The sequence below is a fragment of the candidate division TA06 bacterium B3_TA06 genome (assembly GCA_005223075.1).
GTDB lineage: Bacteria > Hydrothermota > Tepidihabitantia > B3-TA06 > B3-TA06 > B3-TA06.
In genome coordinates, this window is record NJBO01000002.1 from 99,061 (window position 1) to 120,687 (window position 21,627).

General features: G+C 53.1%; 15 protein-coding genes. 6 read left to right on the forward strand and 9 right to left on the reverse strand.

All coding sequences use genetic code 11. The annotated features are described in order from the left end of the window. Window positions 1-151: 151 nt before the first annotated feature. The 5 genes from CEE36_01950 to CEE36_01970 all read left to right on the forward strand — a co-directional run bounded on the left by CEE36_01950 (window position 152) and on the right by CEE36_01970 (window position 4,508). Window positions 152-1,099 carry a hypothetical protein gene (locus tag CEE36_01950; GenBank protein ID TKJ43902.1) on the forward strand — a complete coding sequence of 316 codons (948 nt, stop codon included), beginning with the start codon at window positions 152-154 and terminating at the stop codon, window positions 1,097-1,099. A 9-nt stretch (window positions 1,100-1,108) separates the two neighbouring features. Further along, window positions 1,109-1,630 (forward strand): hypothetical protein, encoded by a 522-nt coding sequence (locus CEE36_01955; protein ID TKJ43903.1) that lies wholly within the window; start codon window positions 1,109-1,111, stop codon window positions 1,628-1,630. A gap of 107 nt (window positions 1,631-1,737) precedes the next feature. After that, window positions 1,738-2,259: a hypothetical protein gene (locus CEE36_01960; protein ID TKJ43904.1), complete on the forward strand. Its 522-nt coding sequence runs from the start codon at window positions 1,738-1,740 to the stop codon at window positions 2,257-2,259. Window positions 2,260-2,397: 138 nt separating this feature from the next. After that, on the forward strand, window positions 2,398-2,802 hold the full coding sequence (locus CEE36_01965; GenBank protein TKJ43905.1) for a hypothetical protein: 405 nt from the start codon (window positions 2,398-2,400) through the stop codon (window positions 2,800-2,802). A 218-nt stretch (window positions 2,803-3,020) separates the two neighbouring features. Further along, window positions 3,021-4,508: a thymidylate synthase (FAD) gene (locus CEE36_01970; protein ID TKJ43906.1), complete on the forward strand. Its 1,488-nt coding sequence runs from the start codon at window positions 3,021-3,023 to the stop codon at window positions 4,506-4,508. 414 nt (window positions 4,509-4,922) lie between these two features. On the opposite strand, the gene CEE36_01975 is transcribed toward CEE36_01970, so the two are convergent. From CEE36_01975 to CEE36_01995, 5 genes are all read right to left on the reverse strand, one after another. Beyond that, window positions 4,923-5,585, reverse strand: a complete 663-nt coding sequence (locus tag CEE36_01975) for a hypothetical protein (protein TKJ43907.1) — start codon at window positions 5,583-5,585, stop codon at window positions 4,923-4,925. Between the two features lie 193 nt (window positions 5,586-5,778). Next, the gene (locus CEE36_01980; protein TKJ43908.1) at window positions 5,779-6,750 is read right to left on the reverse strand and encodes a hypothetical protein; all 972 of its coding nucleotides are present in this window, start codon (window positions 6,748-6,750) and stop codon (window positions 5,779-5,781) included. Between the two features lies 1 nt (window position 6,751). Beyond that, on the reverse strand, window positions 6,752-7,204 hold the full coding sequence (locus CEE36_01985; GenBank protein ID TKJ43909.1) for a hypothetical protein: 453 nt from the start codon (window positions 7,202-7,204) through the stop codon (window positions 6,752-6,754). A 205-nt stretch (window positions 7,205-7,409) separates the two neighbouring features. After that, window positions 7,410-9,062, reverse strand: a complete 1,653-nt coding sequence (locus CEE36_01990; protein ID TKJ43910.1) for a hypothetical protein — start codon at window positions 9,060-9,062, stop codon at window positions 7,410-7,412. 167 nt (window positions 9,063-9,229) lie between these two features. Then, window positions 9,230-10,885 (reverse strand): hypothetical protein, encoded by a 1,656-nt coding sequence (locus CEE36_01995; protein TKJ43911.1) that lies wholly within the window; start codon window positions 10,883-10,885, stop codon window positions 9,230-9,232. Between the two features lie 44 nt (window positions 10,886-10,929). Between CEE36_01995 and CEE36_02000 the strand changes: the two genes are divergently transcribed. Continuing rightward, window positions 10,930-12,144, forward strand: coding sequence for a histidinol-phosphate transaminase (locus CEE36_02000; protein ID TKJ43912.1), 1,215 nt, complete (start codon window positions 10,930-10,932; stop codon window positions 12,142-12,144). A 130-nt stretch (window positions 12,145-12,274) separates the two neighbouring features. Here CEE36_02000 and CEE36_02005 read toward each other — a convergent pair whose 3' ends face one another. From CEE36_02005 to CEE36_02020, 4 genes are all read right to left on the reverse strand, one after another. Then, a complete protein-coding gene (locus CEE36_02005) occupies window positions 12,275-14,590 on the reverse strand; it encodes a hypothetical protein (protein ID TKJ43913.1) in 2,316 nt (771 codons plus the stop codon). A 266-nt stretch (window positions 14,591-14,856) separates the two neighbouring features. Continuing rightward, complete coding sequence (locus CEE36_02010) at window positions 14,857-15,255, reverse strand: hypothetical protein (GenBank protein TKJ43914.1); 399 nt, start codon at window positions 15,253-15,255, stop codon at window positions 14,857-14,859. Between the two features lie 328 nt (window positions 15,256-15,583). Continuing rightward, window positions 15,584-16,231: a DNA-binding response regulator gene (locus tag CEE36_02015; protein TKJ43915.1), complete on the reverse strand. Its 648-nt coding sequence runs from the start codon at window positions 16,229-16,231 to the stop codon at window positions 15,584-15,586. Beyond that, on the reverse strand, window positions 16,231-21,621 hold the full coding sequence (locus CEE36_02020) for a hypothetical protein (GenBank protein TKJ43916.1): 5,391 nt from the start codon (window positions 21,619-21,621) through the stop codon (window positions 16,231-16,233). Before CEE36_02020 ends, CEE36_02015 begins: the two co-directional genes overlap by 1 nt. Between the last annotated feature and the right edge of the window lie 6 nt (window positions 21,622-21,627).

Here is a 21,627-nt window from a genome sequence, read left to right on the forward strand (position 1 = left end):
CGAAACTATATCTAAAAATATAAGCTTGTCAATGTGAATTAGCGGTGATGGAGGACAGGTTCTCAGCCTGTCCGGACACCTACGCTTCAGGGCGCGTTTGAGGGTGTCCTCCACCCCCACCCTACCCTCCCCCATTGAGGGGGAGGTAGATATGCTTCAAGCGGTTTGCCCCAGTACCCTCCCCTCACTTGACGGGACAGTGTGCCCCTTGAGTGCCTGGTGCACTCATAGGGTAGGGGGTAGGGGGAGGGTGAAATCCTTGACACAAGGCCTGATTCCCCTATCCTTCACCCTAATGGATGATCGATTCCCCGTAGTCAGGGTTGGAGAGGAGTATCTGAGCTATCAGAAGACAGGTAAGGGTAAGCCGCTATTCTGCCTGCACGGCTGGGCAGGGCACGAGCGGACGTTCGATGGTATCCTGCCCTTTTTCAACCCGCACTTTCGAATCTACCAGCTTGCCTGGCCCGGTTTCGGCTCGGCAAGATTGAGGAGAGGCCGATATAGTCTGGACGATATGGTGCGCTGGGTGGATAGGTTTCGTGAGCACTTCGGGTTCCGTAAGATATATCTCATGGGCAACTGCATAGGCGCGAACGTTGCCCTTGAGTACGCCTACCAGCACCGTGAGCGGCTCAAAGCACTTATCATTAACGAACCGCACGGCTTCATGCCCGCCTACTTCTACCTGCTAATCTATCCGGTAATTGGGGATGTTCTACTCAGGGCACTCTTCAAGATACCTCCAGGCCGCTCGCTTATTATGAGTATGTTTCCCCTGGAGGATGAGGAAGGCACGGGTTACACCGAGAGGCGGCTGGCCGAGGTCCCCACCTCTTCGATGGCTGCATTCCTGCGTGCCATGTACCTTTATGCACGAGAGACCAACGCCTATGCCCGTCCCAAGATCAAGGTCCCAACTATATTCCCTCTCCCCCAGAAGACATTCGTGCAGGTGGCGGTCTTTGAGAGGCTCTACGGACGCTGTTTTACCAATCTTGAGGTGGCTCCCGTCGAGGGAGAGGTTCACAACCCGGTGGTCGAGGATCCCCACGCCTTTGCCAGGGCGGTGCTGCCGCATCTAGGGATAAGGAAGTGAGCAAAACACATGGATGCGATAACCCGCGATGAAGCAAGAAAGCTGATACGACAAGCTGGACTGAGTGATAGTCTTATAAGACACTCCGAAGGCGTTGCCAGACGCGCCGAGTCGGTGTGCCAGCTTCTTGAAGCTACCGGCCACACCGTATATACGGAAAAGGTCGTCCTTGCCTCGCTTATTCATGATATCGGACTCAGCCGTCCTCACGGTCTGGATCACGGAGCAGCGAGTGCAGAGGTTCTTGAGGAGCTTGGCCTTACTGAACTGGCAAGAATCACACGCGTCCATGTCTTTACACAAACGACTGAGATATCTCTGGAAGCCAAAATCCTTATATACGCTAACCTCACCACAGGCCCTGAGGGGGAGTCGATTGATCCGGAGAAAAAACTTAAGTTCCTGCACCACCTGGCTTATAACTGGAAAGACAAAAACGAGAGACGGCTTGCACTGAGGGCGCTGGGGGTAAAACGCAGGATCGTCTCAGAGATAGAGGAGCTTATCAGGAGGGCGATAACGGTTTCTTGACCCCAATTAAGATAAAACCCTAGATGTTTGATCATATCATCGGAAGTAGAATAGGGGTTGACAAATTAAAGAATTCGAGGAAACTATAAATAAATCCTGGAGGGTACATGAGCGTAATTACACGTGATGACGCCCGCAGGATACTATGGGAGGCCGGGCTTGATGAAAAGATGATCAATCACGCGGAGGGCGTGGCCCACCGGGCTGAGGTGGTATGTAATATCCTCCAGGCAGCCAATTATAAGATAGATACGGAAAAGGTTATCCTCGCCGCTTTGCTGCATGATTTGGGACACAGCCGCCCACACGGCCTGGATCACGCTGCGGTGAGCGCAGAGATCCTTGCTGAACGAGGGCTTAAAGAAGTGGCTGAAATAGTGCAGGTCCATGCCCTTCCGCAAACGGGTAAGCTTACTCTGGAAGCCAAGATACTTATCTATGCCGACACCACAACCGGCCCGGACGGCGAGGCTATCGATCCCATGAATAAGCTTGAGTTTCTGCGCCGTTTGGGTGAGGAGTGGAAGAACGAGGATGAGCGCTTGTTGGCAAAGGAGGCCTACGAGGTCAAGCGCCGGGTTGTCTCGGAGATTGACTTATTGATCAAACAAGCCATGGCCAAGACTTGATCTCGCCCACTTACAATCTTCAAAGTTGACCTTTATGAGCGCAAGCGGCCCTTAGTGCACCCTCAACCTTTTCAACTACTTGACAGCGGTCCGCGAGTTGCTATAATCGTTTAAGTAACCGCTTAAATAGTGAGAAAGATGCGCAGGATAGTCTTGGAAGAGCGCGCCCGTATATTACGTGCGCTGGGCACAGGCAGCAGGATGCAGATACTTGAGATACTCAAGGCCGGACCACTGGAGGTAGGCGCGTTGGCCCAGCAGATAGACATAAGCCAGAGTGCGGTCTCCCAGCATCTGAAGGTGCTCAAAGAGCTGAACCTCGTATCAGACCGGCGCCGCAGCTACTTCATATACTATTCCTTAAACCCCCAGGAGTTTGCGAGACTTGAGGAGATGATGATGGCGGTGTGTCGTATCTCGTCCGAACGCTCCCTTCGTCGCGTGCGCCGCGAGCGGCTGTCTGCACTTCGCGATCAGCTCAAGGCAGAGCTTGAGCGAGTCCAACAGGCGCTTTCCATGTTGAAAGAAGAGGAAGAAGCCTAGAATGTATGCCTTTGATTCACACCTTCGTCATCGCCAAGGAGACGCAGGCGACCGCGGCGATCTCAATATGAGATTACTCCTTTGCCGTCGTCGCTTCGCGTGCCACGCAAGGCTTCGCCTTGCTCGCAATGACACCAGGTGTCTTTATGTGGAATGCAACGACCGCGTCGTTGCCGCAATAACCTTGACCATCGGTCAAGGTTGGGTATCATCCTCTCATGGAAGTAATCCTTGCCGGGTTCAACCTGGATACCGATACGATCAGGAACCTCAAAGAGGGCAAGAAGGACGTACCGCTGACACCAGAGACCATTTCCGCGGCATACGCTCGGATCAGCCGATCACCCAAAAGGGTGGACGAGTTAAGGAAGCAGGCCAGGGAAGAAGTCGAACGCACGCGCCGCTCAAATAGAACCATCATCTTCGAGATGGGTCACCACTCGGTGGCCGAGCACGCCTGCTTCAACTTCGACGTGATCGGTATCTCGAGACTGGCGGTGGAGGCCTTGCAGGGCTTTCGACTAGCGTCGTATACGGAGAAGTCACAGCGCTACATCACGTTGAGCGACGACTTCGTATTACCCGAAGAGATTGTGGAACTGGGCAAGGAGAAGGGGTTCCGCGAGACCATTGCCGCTCAGAATGAACTTTACCATTCCCTGTTTGAGGACTTAAAGGCATATCACGCAGAGCACGATCCTGTTTTAGCCGAGAACAAACGTGATTCAGCCAATCGCGCCAAGGAGGACGCCCGCTACGTGGCCGCTCTGGCTACCCAGAGCCAGCTTGGGATGACCGTCAATGCCCGCGAGCTCGAGCTTATGGTTCGTCGCTTTGCATCCCATCGTCTGGCTGAGCTAAGGGAGCTTGGAGGCAAGTTGTACGATGAGGCCAGGCGCATAGCGCCATCGCTTCTTCTATTCTGCGAACCCAATCGGTTCGATCAGGAGACATATCCCGCTTTGGCCGGGTTCGAAAAAAAACTTGAGTCCGAGAATCCTCCTCAAGCCGATGTGACACTTATCGAATCAACGGAAGACGCCGACCTCAGACTACTTGCCGCTCTTCTGCACCGAGTCAGCTCGGCCTCCTTCGAGTCATGCAGGCAGGCTGTCGAGAAGATGACAGACCAACAGCGGTTGGATTTAATAAAGATTGCTTTTGAGAGAGCCGAATTGTATGATTCGATGCTGCGTGAGTTCGAACACGTGGTTCTGACCTACGAGGTGATCTGCTCGGCATCCTGCTTTGCCCAGCTCAAGCGGCACCGGATGGCCTCCATCTCTGCCCAGTCTTACGACCCGGAGCTCGGATTCACCGTTCCTGAACCTATCGAGGAGATCGGCCGTGCCGATGAGTTCAAGCACATCATGGAACGAAGCCTTACACTTTATCATGAGATAGCGCAAGATGATCTAAACGCCGCCCCATATATCCTTACCAATGCTCACCGCAGAAGGATGCTTATCACATTAAACGCTCGAGAACTCTACCACTTCTCAAGGCTGCGGTCGGATTCTCATGCACAGGCCGAGATTCAGGGGATCTCTAACCAGATGGTCCATCTGGGTAATATGGTTATGCCTCTGGCCCTCCTGCTTGCCGGTGGCAAGGACGCATATTCTGAAATGTATGCTAGGATTTTTGGACATCCCCCCAAGGTCATCGAGGCCGAACTCCCCGGCGAGCGGACCATAGACCCGTAACACACCAAATAAACGAAAATAACTACCAGGAACCTCCTGCACTAAAACCCGTCTCTCATTCCTCGTCCCTGCGCATAGGGGATGAGAAACTGCCTCGCTCCACAATGCTTGATTTCTGGAAGTGGGCGTTCAGCGATATGCGAATGAATGACTTTCGGAATCAAGATCGAAGTTAAAGCATCCGCTTACCTGCAAGGCTGGCCTCTCGAGGCATCGAATCGTAAAATTGTGCCGGGGAGCTAACTCTATCAGCCTATCTGCACTCAAGAACTCCGATGTTAAATGCTTCTCTGCGGAAGAGATGAAGGCGGGTGGAGAAAAGCTCTTAGAAGATATATGTTAGCACCCTGGCTTCTCTCTGATTGACCATCGGGGTCCCCCCAGACTTTTGCAACGCAAAAGTCTGGGGTAATACTAGTCTATAAAAAGTATGTCTATGGATGCATCACCCTTAGCGATGGCCTCGTCAATCTCCTCGTGCATCATAAGGGGATAGGTGGCCTCGTTAATCAGGGCACGGGAGGTCCGGGTCTCGCGTTCGTTGCCGTCCGGCATGGTGTACTGAAAGTCCCAGGCTAAAAGGAGTGCCCTTGTTCCGATACCGTTGAGTTTGCGCACCAGAGGCACGTAGTCACCGTCACAGCCCAATAGAGCCACCACATCAAGCTTCTTGTGTACAGCAAGATCGAACGCCTCAAGCGAGAGCCAGACGTCTATGCCCTTCTCCTGAGGCCTGAAGGAGCGTTCATCTACCGGAAGGTAGTGCTGAACAACCCCTGCACGGATAAGAACGTCGTCAAACATCCTCTCCGCCTTAAGCTTGCCCGCCTGATCCGCGGCCTCGGCGCTGAAGCGCCCGCGGAAGTAGTGGGCCTCTACAATATGCACACGGGCTGCATCAACACCCTCCTTCTCGGCGACCCTTTGGCGGATGAACTCATGAATCCCGTGTATCGATATTCGCGATTGCCTTTGGTGATAAAATTTGTAGTAGTTACTTACCTCGTTGAGATAGCCGCCGTCGTAAAACACCGCCACTCTTACCATCTCCTTCTTTCCACTACGTTCAAGCATCATCTCTCCTTAAGCTAAACATCTTGTTGTATCCTTTCAACTAACGCTAAATGCCGGTCCGGTTCTACTCGCCGCCGAAACGACACTCTACCATCAATTATTATCGAAATTCAGCACACGTCAACCCCTGTCCAACCAAAAAGAAAGCAACCCCACAGCATTTGAGGACCGCCTATCGGATGGAGGTTTTACTGTCTTACTTCTTCTTTTCGGCCTCGGGCGCTATCTTTTTGTCCTTGAACAGCTCGGCTATACCTGCAATAGAGGCCATCACGCTCGAGACCTCGTAGGGAAGGAATACCTTATTCGCCTTACCCTGCGCTATGATCTGCAGGGCTTCAATATACTTGATAGCTATGAGGTCGTTGGTGGGATCGCCTTCATGAATGGCCGAAAAGACGTTCTTGACCGCCTGTGCCTCACCCTCGGCGATGGCGATCTTCTTGAACCGTTCCGCCTTAGCAACCCGTTCGATGGCCTCTGCCTCACCCTCGGCGCGAAGGATGGCGCTCTGCTTCTCACCCTCGGCCTTCAGGATACGGGCTTGCCTATCACCCTCGGCCTTGTTGATTGTCGCTTCCTTGATACCCTGCGCCTCCAGAACCATGGCGCGGCGCTCACGCTCCGCACGCATCTGCTTGTGCATGGCGTCGGTAACATCGCGCGGCGGCTCGATGCGCTGTAGCTCAACACGGGTTACCTTGATTCCCCACTTGTCGGTAGCGTCGTCAAGAACCTGACGCAGCTTGGTGTTGATGGACTCGCGGGATGTAAGAGACTTGTCGAGCGTAAAATCACCAATCACATTTCTCAGGTTGGTCTGAGCAAGCTTGACTGCCGCCAAACGGAAGTCTTTAACGTTATAGACAACCTTTACAGGATCGGTTACCTCGTAGTAGATAACCGCATCCACGGTAACAACCACGTTGTCCGCGGTGATTACCTCCTGGGGCGGGACGTCCACCACCTGCTCGCGCATATCCACCCGGGTAAGCCTTTCGATGAACGGAACAAGCATCGTCAGACCGGAATCGGCCGTCCGTTGATAACGGCCCAGACGTTCGACAAGCGCCTTCTGCCAGGGACGGATGATGCGCAAAGAGGCCAGGATTACGATAAACAGGAAGACCCCTACGATTATAAGCAAGACTACAGCCCATACACCCATTTTAATCCTCCTTTGGTTTTACTACCAGATGAACGCCTTCAAGGCGGACTACCTCAACCACGGTGCCCGCCTCGATGGACGCATCGTTTTCACTATCCGCGCGCCACTCCTCCTTGGCTACACGAACAAGCCCCCTGGCTGTCAAGGGATCAATACGCTCTACCACTACGCCGGTCTTACCTATCATGCGGTCCGCGGCCACACCCTGCTGGGAAGCGCGCCGCGTTACCCCCTTGAAGAACACCCGTGAGAGGGCGAAAAGGACGCTTGCGACCACAAGGGCGGCAAGGATCTGCAGCCAGAACGGAAGCTTGAGGAAAGCAAGCACCGCACCAACGGCCGCTCCTATACCGAACCACATCAGGGCAAAGCCCTCGGTGAAGATCTCACCCACAAGGAACAAGACCGCCAGCCCCACCCAAACAAAAGGAACTATCTTATACGCAAGCTCCATCAGCAAACCTCCGAGGTGTTTTCGGGAAGCTCCATACTATTCAGATTACAACGTTCCCTACGAGTTTATTCAACATCCAAGGATAAGCACTTCAAGGTACGTTGTCAAGCAAAATAATATGCTCCTTTTCGCTTAAGGCGAAAAGATCGCAGGAAAAAAAGGAGCGAAGCCTTTCGCTTCGCTCCAATATTGTGATGGATCTCCACTACCTGACGATCAGAACCCGTTCGGTGCAGGAGAAGCCACAAGCAGAAAGCCGAACAAAGTAGACGCCCGCAGGGGCAGCCGATGCGTTCCAGGTGATCTCGCCTGATCCTGCAGGGGTATGTCCTTGCTTTAAGGTTTCGATCCTGCGTCCCATGGCGTCGAAGACAGCAATATTGATGTCTGAGGCATGGGGCAGGGAGTAGCGAAGACCAATCAAGCCATCCGAGATGTTTGCGGTGGTAAGGTTCAGTTTAAGAGGATCGGTAGGACTTGTGGTTTTTTGCTCTTCTATCCCGACCCAGGGGAAGCCCTCTGCAAACGCCGCACGTGCCGAATCAGCCTTTTCCAGCAGCTCGTTCAGGGTTGCTCCTATCGCTACGGCAAAGGTAAAGTCATACTCGTCGCCAGGCGCCATATCCGGGTAAGGACCGGAGTTGAGAAGCATCCTCACGTCGCTCGGATCATCTAAGGTATTGAATTCGGTGGAAATCATGCGTTCATACTTAAGGGTGTCGGTACCGTCGGAGTCGACTACGAGAGTGGTATCATTTTCCCATGTTTCAAGGCCGGTAACTCCCACATCACCTGGAGTTTCAATAAGAAAGATTCCTATGTATCCTGGAGGACTGCTCCACCCGCTCTCCGAACCGTTATTATCGTAGGCGTATCCGACATTATGGGAGCCGGCATACCCGATCTTATCGTCCCAGAAACCGTCGTCACCGGGCTCTTCCCCCCCTGTTCCTATGTCCGGATCCATGAAATAACTGAAGTAGGGTGCCTTGAGCAGGTGCTCATTCATGTTGCGTATCTTGTAGTTAAGAACGATCACATTGGCAAGAGCGCCCCTTGACCACGAGTAGGTTCTCTGTTCCGCACGTATCCCAAGTCCCCACATGTCGTATGGGCCGTAATCGCGGTTTATCCAAATCATCGTCGCCGAGTCTGCCGGAATCCAGTCTCCACCTACAGCGTAGGTATCCTGGTGGGAAACCATATCCCCTGCTGCAGGATCAAGCTGGTCTTCTGGTGGGCGATTCTTGTTAAGCACTGTGTCGGCAAAAGGCCAAAGGGCTTGATACGGCTTTGGGGTTTCTCCTGGGCGGGCAAAGAGGCGATTCCCTTCGCCCTCAAGACCCCAGCCTTCAGGGATTCTCATGTCGCTGAAGTAAAGCCCTACGCTATCGATATTGGCTTCCTCCATCTCGGGCACGGCCATCGCTCCCATATCCGAATTGTAAGCTGCCTTCGAAACGTTGGCGATCCAGGTGGTGTCTCCGGTTAGTGTATCTACATAAGGGTAAATCGCCCCGAACCAGAATCCTGCGGCGTAGACGTAGTACTGCTCCGACCCAGCAGGATACTCAGCCGTATGCCCGTTTTGCTGTGGGGACTGTAAGGGTAATCCTTCATATGGATGATAGTCTTGCCACGAACGTCCGAACATACCGCCCTGCATGGTGTTAGCTACGAGAAAGTCCTGCAAGTTACCTACACCGGTCCACCACGCCAGCCAGAACCATGCCGGTTCGTCGGTGATCTCGCCCAGTAGTCGGTATCCCGATGACGGCTGGGGAACCGTCATACCCGCAGGTGGCGCGGCCAAAAGGGCTACGCTTGTTAGTACGAGGATAAGACTTAACTTACGCATCATGTGCCTCCTTTTTGGTAGCGTCCGCCTCCAAGATGGCGGACAGCCACAAAGGGTTAACGTATAAAACTACTCCCAAAACAGCATTTGTCAAGCCCCCGGAGTAGAAAAGGGACGAAGCCAAAACGCTTCAAGCGTCACTTCGCCCCAGGATTATGAGTTTCCGGTTATCTGATGATCAGAACACGCTCGGTGCAGGATTGGCCCGATGCCGAAAGCCTCACAAAGTAGACGCCTGAGGGGACAGTTGATGCATCCCAGATAATCTTACCTTCTCCGGCGGAAGCATATCCTTGCTTCAAGGTTTCAACTCTGCGACCTGAAGCGTCGAAGAGAGCCAGATCAATACCCGATGCGTTAGGTAGAGAGTAGCGGAGCTTCAGTAAATCGCTAAATACAATAGGATCGCTCAGGGTCAATCCAAGAGAAGCAGATACAGATTCCTCTTCAACATCCACTTTCTCTGAGAAACCTCGGTCAAAAGCCGCACGGACCGAATCAACGTTCGCCTGCAGCTCCGCCAACGTTTGACCTACCACCACCGTCAGGGTGAAGTCGTACTCATTGCCGGGTGCCAGGTCAGGGTAAGGACCAGAGTTGAGAAGCATACGGACGTCATCGGGGTTCTCCCGTGTAACAAAATCGGTAGAAGTCATGTAAGCATACTTAAGGCTATCTTGTCCCAGCTTGTCGATATCATGTCCGTTTGGCCAGGTCTCGAATCCAGTAAGACCCTCATCTCCTGGAGTTTCTAGTAGAACGGCACCTATGTAACCTACAGGTGTGCTCCAACCAGGCTCCGAGCCGTTGGCATCGTAGGCGTAACCAAGGTTCCGGTCTCGATCAAACCCGATCATATCATCCCAGAAGCCTTCATCACCCGGGACACTCCCCCCTTCTCCGATGTCAGGGTCGGCAAAGTAGCTGAAGTAAGGTGCCTTGAGGGAAAAGTCATTCATGTTGCGTATCTTGTAGTTAAGAACGATAGCGTTAGCCAGCACCCCCCTATTCCAGGAGTAGGTTCTTTGTTCTGCTCGTATACCTAACCCTAAGCCGTCATAGGATCCGGTCGTAAGGATCCAGATAGTAGTTGCTGAGTCAACTGGTATCCAATCGCCGCCTACAGCATAGGTATCTTCGTCGGAAACTATATCTCCTTTTGAAGGATCAAGCTGCTCGTCAGGCGGTCGGTTCTTGTTTAGCATCGTGTCGGCAAAGGGCCAGAGCACTTGATAGGGCTCAGGGGTTTCCCCAGGCTGAACGAATAGGTTATCGCCTACGCCTTCGAATTCATCTCCCTCTGGAATGAGCATATCGCTGAAGTAAAGGCCGCGGTTGGAGATATCATTATACCCACCGGCGTCTCTCATCTCAGGCACAGCCATCGCTCCAATATCCGATTCATAGGCCGCCTTCGAAACGTTGGCGATCCAGGTGGTGTCTCCGGTTAGTGTATCTACATAAGGGTAAATAGCTCCAAACCAGAACCCCATTGCATAGAGGTAAAACTGTTCGGAGTTTGCGGGATACTCGGCATTTCTACCCCTGGTAACAGGATACCAACCTGTATAAGCTGGCAAACCTTGGTATTCGTGTTCATCATCGGGATGGCGGGCGAAGACACCACCCTGCATGGCGTTGGAGACCAGGAAGTCGGAGACGTTACCTACCCCTGTCCACCAGACCAGCCACCACGCCGCCGGCTCATCGGTAACCTCGCCTGACAACGACTTGCTTAATGATGGTTCTCGAGTCAGCTCACCGGACGGGGCTGCTGCTAACATTAAGCTCGTGAGTATAAGAATAAGACTGAGTTGACGCATTGGGCACCTCCTTTGTGATTTGTGTCATACTCTGTAGTCTTAGGATGGACCACAAAGGGTTAACGTATAAAACTACTCCCAAAACAGCATTTGTCAAGCCCCATGAACTTGACACCAACAGTTTAACCTGTATAGTCAGGGAAAAGAATAACTACCCGGAGGTCTCAGTGCTCAAGACTCGCCCCTCGCTCGAACGCATCCAGCCCTATAAGCCGGGCAAGCCGATCGAGCAACTGGTACGGGAGTACGGGATCACAGGGGAGATCATAAAACTCGCTTCGAATGAGAACCCTCTTGGCCCCTCCCCAAACGCGCTCGCTGCCCTTTCACATGCATTGACTGAAGTTCATTTATACCCTGATAACTCCTGTTATGCACTCATTAACCGCCTCTCCGAAATCCACGAGACCCCGCCGGATTATATCACCGTGGGCAACGGTTCGGTGGAGATCATCCTCCAGGCGGCACTTGCCTGCCTTGAACCGAATGACGAAACCATCATGAGTGAGGTAAGCTTCATCATGTACCCTATCGCCACTCACATCGCAGGGGCGGTGCCGGTTAAGATACCCGTAAAGGATTACAAGCACGACCTGGAGGCGATACTTGCAGCTATTACGGATAAAACGAAGATCATCTTCATAGATAACCCTAACAACCCGCTTGGCTCGGTTATCTCGCGCAGCCAGATGGATGCCTTCATCGAGCGCGTGCCTGATCATGTGCTCGTGGTCCTTGATGAAGCTTATTATGAGTACATCGGCAGCATGGACTACCCCCGGTCTCTCCACTACGTCCACGCGGGCCGCAACGTTCTGGTGCTGCGCACCTTCTCGAAGATATACGGGCTTGCCGGGCTCCGAGTCGGCTACGGCTTCGCAAATCCTGAGATCATCCATGCAACCTCAAAGGTTCGCTTGCCCTTCTCGGTCAACCGTCCGGCTCAGATAGCGGCTCTGGCGGCGTTGGATGATGAGAAACACGTGGACGAAAGCCGGGCGCTCAACGAAAAAGGCAAGATGTATCTGGCCAAGGAGTTTGAACGGCTGGGGCTCGAGTATATCCCACCTTACGGGAACTTTGTCTTCGTGCGCTTTCCATGCGAGACCGGACCCATCTACAAGGCGCTTGAGCATCGTGGGATCATCGTGAGACCAGTCGGAGATAAGAATGCATTGCGCATCACCATCGGCACACCCGAGCAGAACAAGCGTTTGATCGCATCCTTGGAGAAGATTCTAAAAGGCAAAGACCCGTAACACACCATAACATACCATACGGATACTCAGCAGCCTATGTGAAAATCTAAAGTAGCAAATTGTAAGAGCGAACATAAAAAGTAGGTGGCCGCGAGGCCACCTTTTCTTACAGTATAGAAAGTTTCTCGGATTAGTGCAGGAGCACAACCTTGGCGGTTTTGGTGAAGCCGGGTGCGGCTATGCGGATAAAGTAAAGACCGCCTGCAAGCTCCGCGCCATCGTCGTCGGTGCCGTCCCAGTAAAGGGAACCGGAGCCGGAAAGCTCACCCTCGTGAAGGGTGTGAACCACCTGACCTGTTACGTCGTAGACCCGAATCGTAGTTGAGATAGGATAGCCAACCGCGTAGCTCACAAGGGTGCCTGAAATGAACGGATTGGGACAGGTAACCTCTATACGAAGCGCATCCGCGGACTCGGCAATGCCGACTAACGGCGTGCCCTGGAACACTACGAACAATTTTCTACCGAGCAGGGTGTGGGTCGCACCAGGAATCGCGGCAAAGAACGTCGCTTCGTAGAATGCGTAGTCGTCGCAGGTCCACTTGGCGAACTTGACGTTCTTCACCTCTTCCGGATCAAGATTGGCCACCGGCACGCTGTCGAGGTAGTCGGCGGTGTGATAGCCCTGAGATACGATCTCGCAGTAGCAGTAGAAGTTTTCAGCCGCCTCTGTGCCTACGTTCTTGAAGTTGGCGTCAGGCGTCATGCTGTCCACCACGCTGCCTTCCTCAGGCTTTACGACCTCTATCGCATCAACCTGGACCGCACTCTGGATTGTGGCATACTCGACCCTGGTGTTGTTTGTAGGGTCGTCGTCCTTGGTCGTCTTCTCGGGCCAGAGGTAGACCGTTACTTCGACCTTGTAGCGGTCGCCGGGCCAGCCAGAGGGTGTCCAGGACGGGAAGGAGACGGCGTCCTCTTCGCCTGCCTCAAGATAGACGATCCCCTCAAGGTTGCCTTTGTCGTAGTTGACGCCCGGACCGGTAATCCGGCACATGGCGTAGCCGGAGTCAACATCACCGCCGAAGTTGGTGATCACCGCCTCGGGCGTTACCGGCACCTTATCGACCTTGCCCAGCGGTTTAAGGATGCGAACTACCGCAAGATCACGCCCCGATGGCGGAATAGTGTCCGTGATGGTGTCGCCCAGGAACCAGTTGTAGTAGATCTCGAAGTTGCCATCGTCGCGGCTGTCAGTCCAGATGATGTGCACGTTGCCATTTTCATCGGCTGCAAAGTTGGCGTAACGCGAGTATCTGCCGTCGTTAAGGGTCAAGGCCTGGTCGTATCCCCATGAGCCGGATACGGCATCATACTTGTTGTAGTGAGTCTCCGTGATGGAACCGGAACCCCAGCGGGAGTCCCAGGAAATCCAGACGTTATTGAAGGTGTCGCAGCAGATCGAGGGCCAGTAGGAGTAGTTGCCGGTATACTCGCTTACCTGTGTGGAGACCCAGCTTCCGCTTGCATTGGTGGCAACGTAGACCTGACACGCACTGCCGGGGTCCGCGTAGGCGATATAGAGGTTGTCGTCACTATCATGGCAGATCGAGGTGCCACGTTTGTAGCGAGCGAAGTTTGTTCCGCCGATGGTCTCGTTATTCCAGGTCGCCCCGCCGTCGGTGCTCCATACATGCTTGAGAAGGTTGCCGTTGTTGTGTGCAACGGATACGTGAAGGGCGTCGTCGGACGTCACGCAGATCGAGGGGTAGTAGGCGAAGTATTCGGTAGAGGATGAACCCCCGTCCGAGTGGGGATCGAAGGCCATGATCGGGGAGGAGTAGGAGCTGGCGCCCGAATTCTTTCTCTGGTAGTATACGCTGCGGCCTTTGGCATCGCCAGTGGTTGAACTGTAGTGGTTGAACACGTTGTGCAGGTTGCCGTCGGAATCAAAGGCGATGGCAGGGCAGCAGCAATCAACGTCTACCCCGTGCTCGATTATTGAACCCCAGGAACCGTTCTTCTCGCGGGTGTAGAGATGGGAGAGGGGATGGGAATACCAGCTGATGTCCACTGTGCCGTCGTGGATGGCGATTGGGAGGGAGTTGTGGTGGCCGCCGTCGTCGGCGCCTATCATTTCGCCGTTGGATGTTTCCGCAGGGCTTCCGATTGGGAAGGTGAAGTAGCGGACGTAGTAGTTTAGGACATTGGTGTTGTCCTTATATGCGATATGGACGTTTGCGTCGTCAGCTGCGATGACCCAGCCTCCGTAAGAGGCAGTGTATGTTCCGCCGGGGTTGTTGGTGACCCTGAAGTCGCCCTGCCACTGGCCGAACAGCGGCACCGCGGCCAATGCCAGCACCCCAAGGATCAGTAGTGTCTTAGACACTATGCTTTTACACATAATACCCTCCTTGGCTTGTTTTTGAATTTTTCCAGGAATCTCGATATACACCTTCCCCTTGTTTTCTCTCTTCCTCTCCCCTGTGCTGAGCAGGTCACTCAAGCTCTCTCCTTAGCGCCCTTCTCCACCTGGACTTCAACCCGCAACCGGTTCCCCGAACCGCTATCTTAGAACTATAGACAAAGAAAGGGTTTTGTCAAGAGGTAAAGCAATTATCCGTTTTTTTATCCCAAAAACCCAAAAAATCCCCCAAAAATGACCACCTTTTGACCAGCTTTTGACCACCTTTTGACCAGCTTTTTGGTGACGAGTGCCACTCAAACCTGACGAGTTGGCGCCGCGCTTGTTTTTGTTCTCTACGGTTAGTTTCAGATAACCTCACCGCACATCTCACCTCCACCAACACCAGTTGAGTGCTCCAACCACTCAAGGGCCACATGCTTCTGAGAGAAGAACTGGGCATCCGCATACCTCCCCAGGTACTCCCTAAGTATAATACCCACCATCTTTGCCTCAGGTCGGCTACATACAAGAGCCACCCTCTCTACCCCCGCCCGGCGAAGCTGCCCGACGAGTTGGGAGCATAGCTCCTCGTCCGGAAAGGACTCGATCTCCGAGAGATCGATGACCACTTTGCGTGAGGCATGACCCTTCAGAAAGTCTTGGCAACGATCGCACAACTCGTTGACATTTGAAGCGTTACAATACCCTACGAAACGAACCCAAAGGATCTGCTTTGCCTCATCGAGCCACACACGGTGCTTCATATTCGAACCCCATGAAAGGGCCGCCCGGCGAACTCGCCAAATACAGCCGGCGTCCGATAAATCATAAACACCGGGCGGCAGCAAATCACACTAGAAGAAAAACGACCTCTTGCACATGTTCTCTCCGGAATCATGCATGTATTTTGCGTTAAACTAGCCAAAGGTCAATCGGACAGATGACCTACCCTCGCAACTAAGCAAAAAACCTTAGTGAACATTGGTGGTCAACTATGCCATGTGGGGGATGAAAGGCACCTCGATGGTTTAGTTGAACTTATCCGCTTGCAACCCGTCAAATTGAGCAGACATCATGGATAGCGGCCTAAAACTAGACGATCCCCTTGGTAACAGCATACCGGGTCAGTTCAGCCGTAGAGTGAACACCCAGCTTCTCCATGATGTGAGCCCGGTGCGTCTGAACCGTCTTAAAGCTGATCTTAAGAATCTCGGAGATCTGTCGGCTGGTATATCCGTCTGCTATAAGCTTGAGAATCTGGCGCTCCCTTGCCGTAAGCTTGGCAGGGCCATAACGAGAGGAACGAGGAGGTCCCTCCTGGAGCTGGCGACGCAGCTTCTCCGATACAGAGGGTGAAAGGAAGGTAGATCCACGGTAAACGCTGCGCAGAGCAGCTACAAGATCGGATACTACCACATCCTTGAGTATATATCCCGATACCCCCACCTTGAAGGAATCCATAATATACTCCTCATCATCATACATGGAGAGGATAAGTATGCGGGTTTCGGGAAGCTTCTCGCGGATCTTGCGGGCCACCTCCACACCGGAAAGCAGGGGCAATGCCATATCAAGAATCACCACGTCCGGCGCATACTCTATGCAAGCCTGGACGCCCTTCAGTCCATCCTCAGCCTCCCCTACCACCTCTATGTCTTTCTCCTGCTCAAGAAGGGCACGGATACCCTTGCGAACCACGGTATGATCGTCAATCAAGAGTACTCTAATCTTTTCCGCCATTACTCCTCCACAAAGAGTTTATCTGAATTACGAGGTATTTCAACCTCTATCAGCACTTGAGTCCCCTTTCCCACAGACGAATTCAACTCTATCCTGCCTCCGATCAGAGCCACGCGCTCATGTATCGAACGCAACCCCAATCCGCTGGAGGCAGAGGCAACCTTTTCTACATCGAAGCCCTTACCATCGTCCTCAACCATCACCCGAAGCTTGGGTTCAGTATACTCAAACCTGACTGTAATCTCATCAGGCTCTGCGTGCTTTAATGCGTTTGTAACCGCCTCCTGTATGACGCGGTAAAGCATGATCTCGGTATCAGGATCGGCTCGTGGGAAACCCTCATCCCCCTGAATCACAAAACTAACACCACTGCCTTCGGCTGCGGATCGGGCAAGGGCACGCACCGCAGCGGCAAGCCCAAGGTTCTCAAGCGCGGGTGGCAGCAGTTCGTAGGAGAGGTCTCTTATGAAGTTCTGTGTCTCCTTGACCAGTCCCTTGGCCTCATCCAAGCGTTCTTTCGCTCTACTCTCACGCGTCAACTCGGGAGCGGAAAGGACAAGAGAAACCCCTGTCAACTGCTGGGCAATCTCGTCATGCAGCACCCTTGCGATGCGGCGACGCTCATCCTCCTCAGCCTTAACCAGACGCAGATTGAGTTCTGAGATGCGCCGCTCCCGCTCCTGAAGATTCTCGTAAGACAAGGCAAGTTCCCTAGCCTTGCTTTCAGTAGCAAGTGCGGATGAAAGGATCTTGGAGGCGGTCCAGAGCAAACGTATATCCTCAACGTTCCACTCGCGTCTGCGCTTTACTTCGTCAAAACCGATGGCACCCCAGAAACGACCCTCTACAAAGATAGGCAAAACAAGAATGGCAAGTATTCCCTCGGCCTCGAACACCTCCCGCTCGCTGGCTGGCAGATCATCGGTAAGCCCATGGATTGCCTCTCCCGTGGAAAGGATTTTAAGCCATCGCTCGAATCCCTGATCATAGTAAACCTTGTCCATGCGGTCGTTATCGAGCTCGGAAGCCTCCTCAGAAACCCAACGATGGATGTGCTTCATAAATGGGCGGGAGTTCTCCTCCTCGTGGAAGAAAAGATATACCCGGCTGACCTCTGTGACCCTGGCCAGTCGTTCAAGGAACTCGCCAAGCGAGGAATCCGAAACCCCCTCACTTAAGAACAACGAGGATATCTCAAAAAGAACCTTCTCATACTCCATGCGCAACCGCAGAGCCCGCTCGGCCTGCTTACGTTCGGTAATGTCGCGAGCCACACCCTGCACGGCAAGGATACGTCCCTCATCGTCACGTATAAAGTTCCAACTCACCGCGAACCAATGACTACTCTCCTGGCTGTCATAAACTTTGCAGTCAATGTCGTGAATCGGTTTACCTTCACGCAGGGCCTTTGCAAACAGCGCTTGAAGCATCATAAAGTCATCCGGCGCAATCGCCTTGAGAAACGCTTTCGGCTCTCTCAGGATATCCTCAGGTTTGTACCCCATTCTTTCGATTGCAGGAGAGCCATAAAGAGGCTTACCAGAGGGGGAAAGGAGGAATATGATATCAGAGGATGTCTCCACCAGGGTCCGGTAGCGCTGCTCCGATTGGGCACGCGCCTCCTCTGCAACGCGCCGCTCCTGCTCCTCGAAGTAGCGGTCAATAACGGTACCTATCAAACGCGCAGCCGTGCGGAAAGCCTCGGTCTCACTATTACTCCATTGCCGCGCTACTCGGTACTCCTCGGCAACAATGAAGCCGTAGAAACCGTTGCGAAGACGCAAAGGGGCAAGGATCACCGAAAGCGCACCTTGGTCTCGGAATACACTGGAGTCGGCTTCCGGAAGTGAAGAAACCAAAGCAGCTATAGCCTCATCATCCTTAAGATGCTTGTGGATGTATCCAATCTTGGAATAGGAGTAATCAGTTCCAAGGAGAGTCTCGGCTCCCTGACCCAGCCACTCATGCGTCACATGCGCCCCAGGTCCCTCCTTTGGTGCTGAAGGATGCACTTCTTCTCCCTGTTTAGAGACCTCACGGTTGGTAGCAAGATACACCCTGCTTGCGTCTAAAGCATTGCCGAGAATCTCAAGACAGGCTTGGATAAATGTATCCAGGTTTTCAATCCCAATCGCCCGGTTCATTATCTGAGCGAAGGCGGTCTGGTAGATAAGGCGGAGCCGCAACTCGTCCTCTACCTTCTTAAGGTCGGTAATATCAGTTAATACACCCAAGGTGACGTAGAGTTGTCCTTCAGCATCATAGATAGGCGCAGCATTCACAAGCACCTTTCTTGGAGTCCCGTTTTTGTGGATAAGGGTTGTTTCATAACGGGAGGCCTCCCCCTTCATGCGTCGCCGGCTCTCAGAACGAATGAATTCAACCTCGTCAGATGGAACAAGCTCAAGCAAACTCCTTCCTATGAGCTCTTTCTGATCATAACCCACGAGATTTGCTATCTTCGGGTTAACAAAGAGGAACCTCTCTTCTGCATCTACAAGGCCTATACCCTCCTCGGCTGAATTGACAAGGGTTCTGTAAAGTTCCTCGCTTTCCCGCAGCGCCTCGCTGGCCCGCTTGCGTTCGGTGAACACTCCTATTTCTCCAGCAAGAGCATTTATCAACACCCTCTCTTCTTTAAGGAAAGGTCCCTCATGGGCTGCCGGTCTCTCTTGCAGGTAACATACATCTACAGACCCCACCTTTTCCCCGGAGACCCTGATGTCGGCAGATTGTTTCCAAGCCGTTTCGTTGAAGTTGTCTGTTTTAAACTCTTGCCCCTCGAAAGTGATTCTAGCACATGCTATGTCCGGATATTGCCAGGAGGGCGGAATTAAACGAACAACCCTCTGGAAGACTTCCTCTAGTGATCTGGTCGGTTCCGACATAAGTTTTAAAACCACATAGAGGCAGTTCAGCTCTTTGACTCGTTCCCCGAGATCGTACGTCCGTGTCTGCAGTTCCTCCTCTGCCCGCTTGCGCTCGGCGATATCACGGAGGAAAACAAGATCAGCCGCTCGGCCTTGATATTGGATAATCCCTGCATTAAGCTCAACGTCTATCTCCTCACCATCACGTGCAACTATTTTGGTTTCGTAGACTGAGGGCACCTGCTGGCCTGCCATACGGCGGCGGTAACGATCCAGCACACCATCGCGAAACCCCGGAGCCAGAAGGTCTTGGAACCCCATTCCAACAAGATCATCTAAGGCATATCCTCCAAGATTAGCGGCGGCTCGATTGGCAAACACAATCCTGGCGTCCTGAATAATCACGATCCCGTCAATCGCCTGCTCAACAAAGGAACGGTACTTCTCTTCGGACTCGCTCAGGCGAGAAAATAGACTGCTGTTTACTGCCGCATCGGCCACCTGGTTGGCGAAAAGACCGAACAATTCAAGATCGTGCTCTCTAAAGCCTTCTTCGCTCAGGCGAACAAGGGTCATTACCCCCCAAAGCTCTCCGTGAGCTACGAGAGGTGCAACCAAAAGACATCTAGGCGTCTCCTTGACGCCCGGTATACGTATCGCCCTATCATCGAGGTGAACGTTATTGGCAAGGATCGGCCTGCGTTCAAGCGCCGCTTTGCCGGTAATCCCTTCCCCAAGTGATATGTGATAGGCCAGTCTCTGCTCACGATCCTGGAGGATAGTGGTTGTCTTAGGTATGAGCATTTCGGTCTGTGGATCGAATCGGTAGATGGTGCAGCCGTCGGCCCCTATAAGCTCGGTAGCCCGTTCGGCTATCAGGCGGGCCACCTCCTCCTCATCAAGGGTGGCGGAAACCTGGGTGGTAACCTCAAGCAGGGTGCTTAGCTCCTGGCTGTGACGTTTAACCTTCTCCTCGGCATGCTTGCGCTCGGTGACGTCGCGGGCAACGCCAAGGATACCAATGGCCTGATCCTGTTTATCCCGCAGAAAAGCAGCCTTGGCCTCAATACAAATCGTGGAACCATCCTTACGCTTGATCTCAAACTCCAGCGTCCTCGACCGCCCCAGATCCTTTCCCGGTGTCTCCTCCACAGCCAACTCCTCCGTAAGAACCTCCGTGACCTCATCCAACGAGTTAGGTATCAGGAACTCTCCCAGTTCCAGAGCCATCGCCTCCTCAACCTCGTAACCCGTGAGGTTAGTAACCGAAGGACTCAGGTAGGTTAACTGCAGGTTCGTATCCATGGTAAAGATCACATCTGTAGCATTCTCGGCAAGAAGGCGATAACGAGCCTCGCTCTCCCTCAACGCCTCCTCAGCCAGCTTGCGCTCGGTGACGTCCTCCACCATTCCAAGACCGTAAAGTCCTCCACCGGATGGGTCTCGAACTGTCGTGGCGGTCAAAAATCCCCAGATTATCTGGCCGTCTTTACGGATATAGCGTTTTTCTGTCTGATACAGATCTTCTCTCTTATCTATCCGCCTCTCTTTAATTAAATCAAGCTCTCTCTTGATATCGTCCGGATGTGTAATCTGATCCAACGTCATACCTTGCAATTCTTCGGCGCTATAACCAAGCATCTCCTGAATAGCATGATTGGTTTGCAAAAGATTTCTATCCATATCCATTAACGCCATACCGATACCGGCACGCTCGAATATGGCACGAAAGCGAGATTCGCTCTCCCGCAACGCCTGCTCTGCCCGCTTGCGTTCGGTGATGTCCATGGCTATCTCCAGCCGGACCATGCGGCCATCAACCCATCTGATCGCGCGATCCCGTATCTCACACCAGAATCCATTAATGGTATTCTGAAACTCCCACGCATAAACACCGGTCGGTTCGCCCTCGGCGCCCAGCAGCTTGTCATTCGTACAGAAATCACAAGGTCCGCTCTGACCCTGTTGCAGAACCTGCCAACAGGTTTTGCCTTCGATATTGCCGAAATAATTACGCATCTTCTGGTTCGCAAAGAGAATCTCGTAGGTTTCCATGTCCGCGACATAAACTCCAGAATCCAGACTGTCCAACACGGTAAGGAATCTCTCATGGGACTCCCGCAGCGCCTCGGTGGCCCGCATGCGCTCGGCGCCACTAAAATCAGTGGTTTTACTCTCCACAAGCACGACCCTACTCACCCCTCCTTGAGCCTCACGTAGGGGACAGAAGGTAGTCAGCACCTCAAGCAGACGACCGTCAGCGCAACGACGCCTCAGCTTTATACCCCTCAACTCCTCCCCTGAAAATACCTGACGAATCAAGTCCTCATCGTTACTGTCCGGGGTAGCGATGAGTTCAACTATCTTACATCCTACGGCATCCTGTCTTTTGTAGCCGTAGAGGCGTTCAGCGGCCTCGTTCCAGTCGACAACCACCCCTTCCGCGTCGCATGAAAACGAGGCCAGGGGCAAGCGTTCAAAGATAGCCTCAAACAACTCTTCTGGTACTAACTTATTCACGTCGGT

Bases quoted from the DNA above. Each gene is read 5' to 3' on its own strand.
- CEE36_01965 (TKJ43905.1), top strand. From the start codon at position 2,398: ATGCGCAGGATAGTCTTGGAAGAGCGCGCCCGTATATTACGTGCGCTG.
- CEE36_01995 (TKJ43911.1), bottom strand. From the start codon at position 10,885: ATGCGTCAACTCAGTCTTATTCTTATACTCACGAGCTTAATGTTAGCA.
- CEE36_01955 (TKJ43903.1), top strand. From the start codon at position 1,109: ATGGATGCGATAACCCGCGATGAAGCAAGAAAGCTGATACGACAAGCT.
- CEE36_01950 (TKJ43902.1), top strand. From the start codon at position 152: ATGCTTCAAGCGGTTTGCCCCAGTACCCTCCCCTCACTTGACGGGACA.
- CEE36_01990 (TKJ43910.1), bottom strand. From the start codon at position 9,062: ATGCGTAAGTTAAGTCTTATCCTCGTACTAACAAGCGTAGCCCTTTTG.
- CEE36_02010 (TKJ43914.1), bottom strand. From the start codon at position 15,255: ATGAAGCACCGTGTGTGGCTCGATGAGGCAAAGCAGATCCTTTGGGTT.
- CEE36_01980 (TKJ43908.1), bottom strand. From the start codon at position 6,750: ATGGGTGTATGGGCTGTAGTCTTGCTTATAATCGTAGGGGTCTTCCTG.
- CEE36_01975 (TKJ43907.1), bottom strand. From the start codon at position 5,585: ATGATGCTTGAACGTAGTGGAAAGAAGGAGATGGTAAGAGTGGCGGTG.
- CEE36_01985 (TKJ43909.1), bottom strand. From the start codon at position 7,204: ATGGAGCTTGCGTATAAGATAGTTCCTTTTGTTTGGGTGGGGCTGGCG.
- CEE36_02015 (TKJ43915.1), bottom strand. From the start codon at position 16,231: ATGGCGGAAAAGATTAGAGTACTCTTGATTGACGATCATACCGTGGTT.
- CEE36_02000 (TKJ43912.1), top strand. From the start codon at position 10,930: ATGGACCACAAAGGGTTAACGTATAAAACTACTCCCAAAACAGCATTT.
- CEE36_01970 (TKJ43906.1), top strand. From the start codon at position 3,021: ATGGAAGTAATCCTTGCCGGGTTCAACCTGGATACCGATACGATCAGG.
- CEE36_01960 (TKJ43904.1), top strand. From the start codon at position 1,738: ATGAGCGTAATTACACGTGATGACGCCCGCAGGATACTATGGGAGGCC.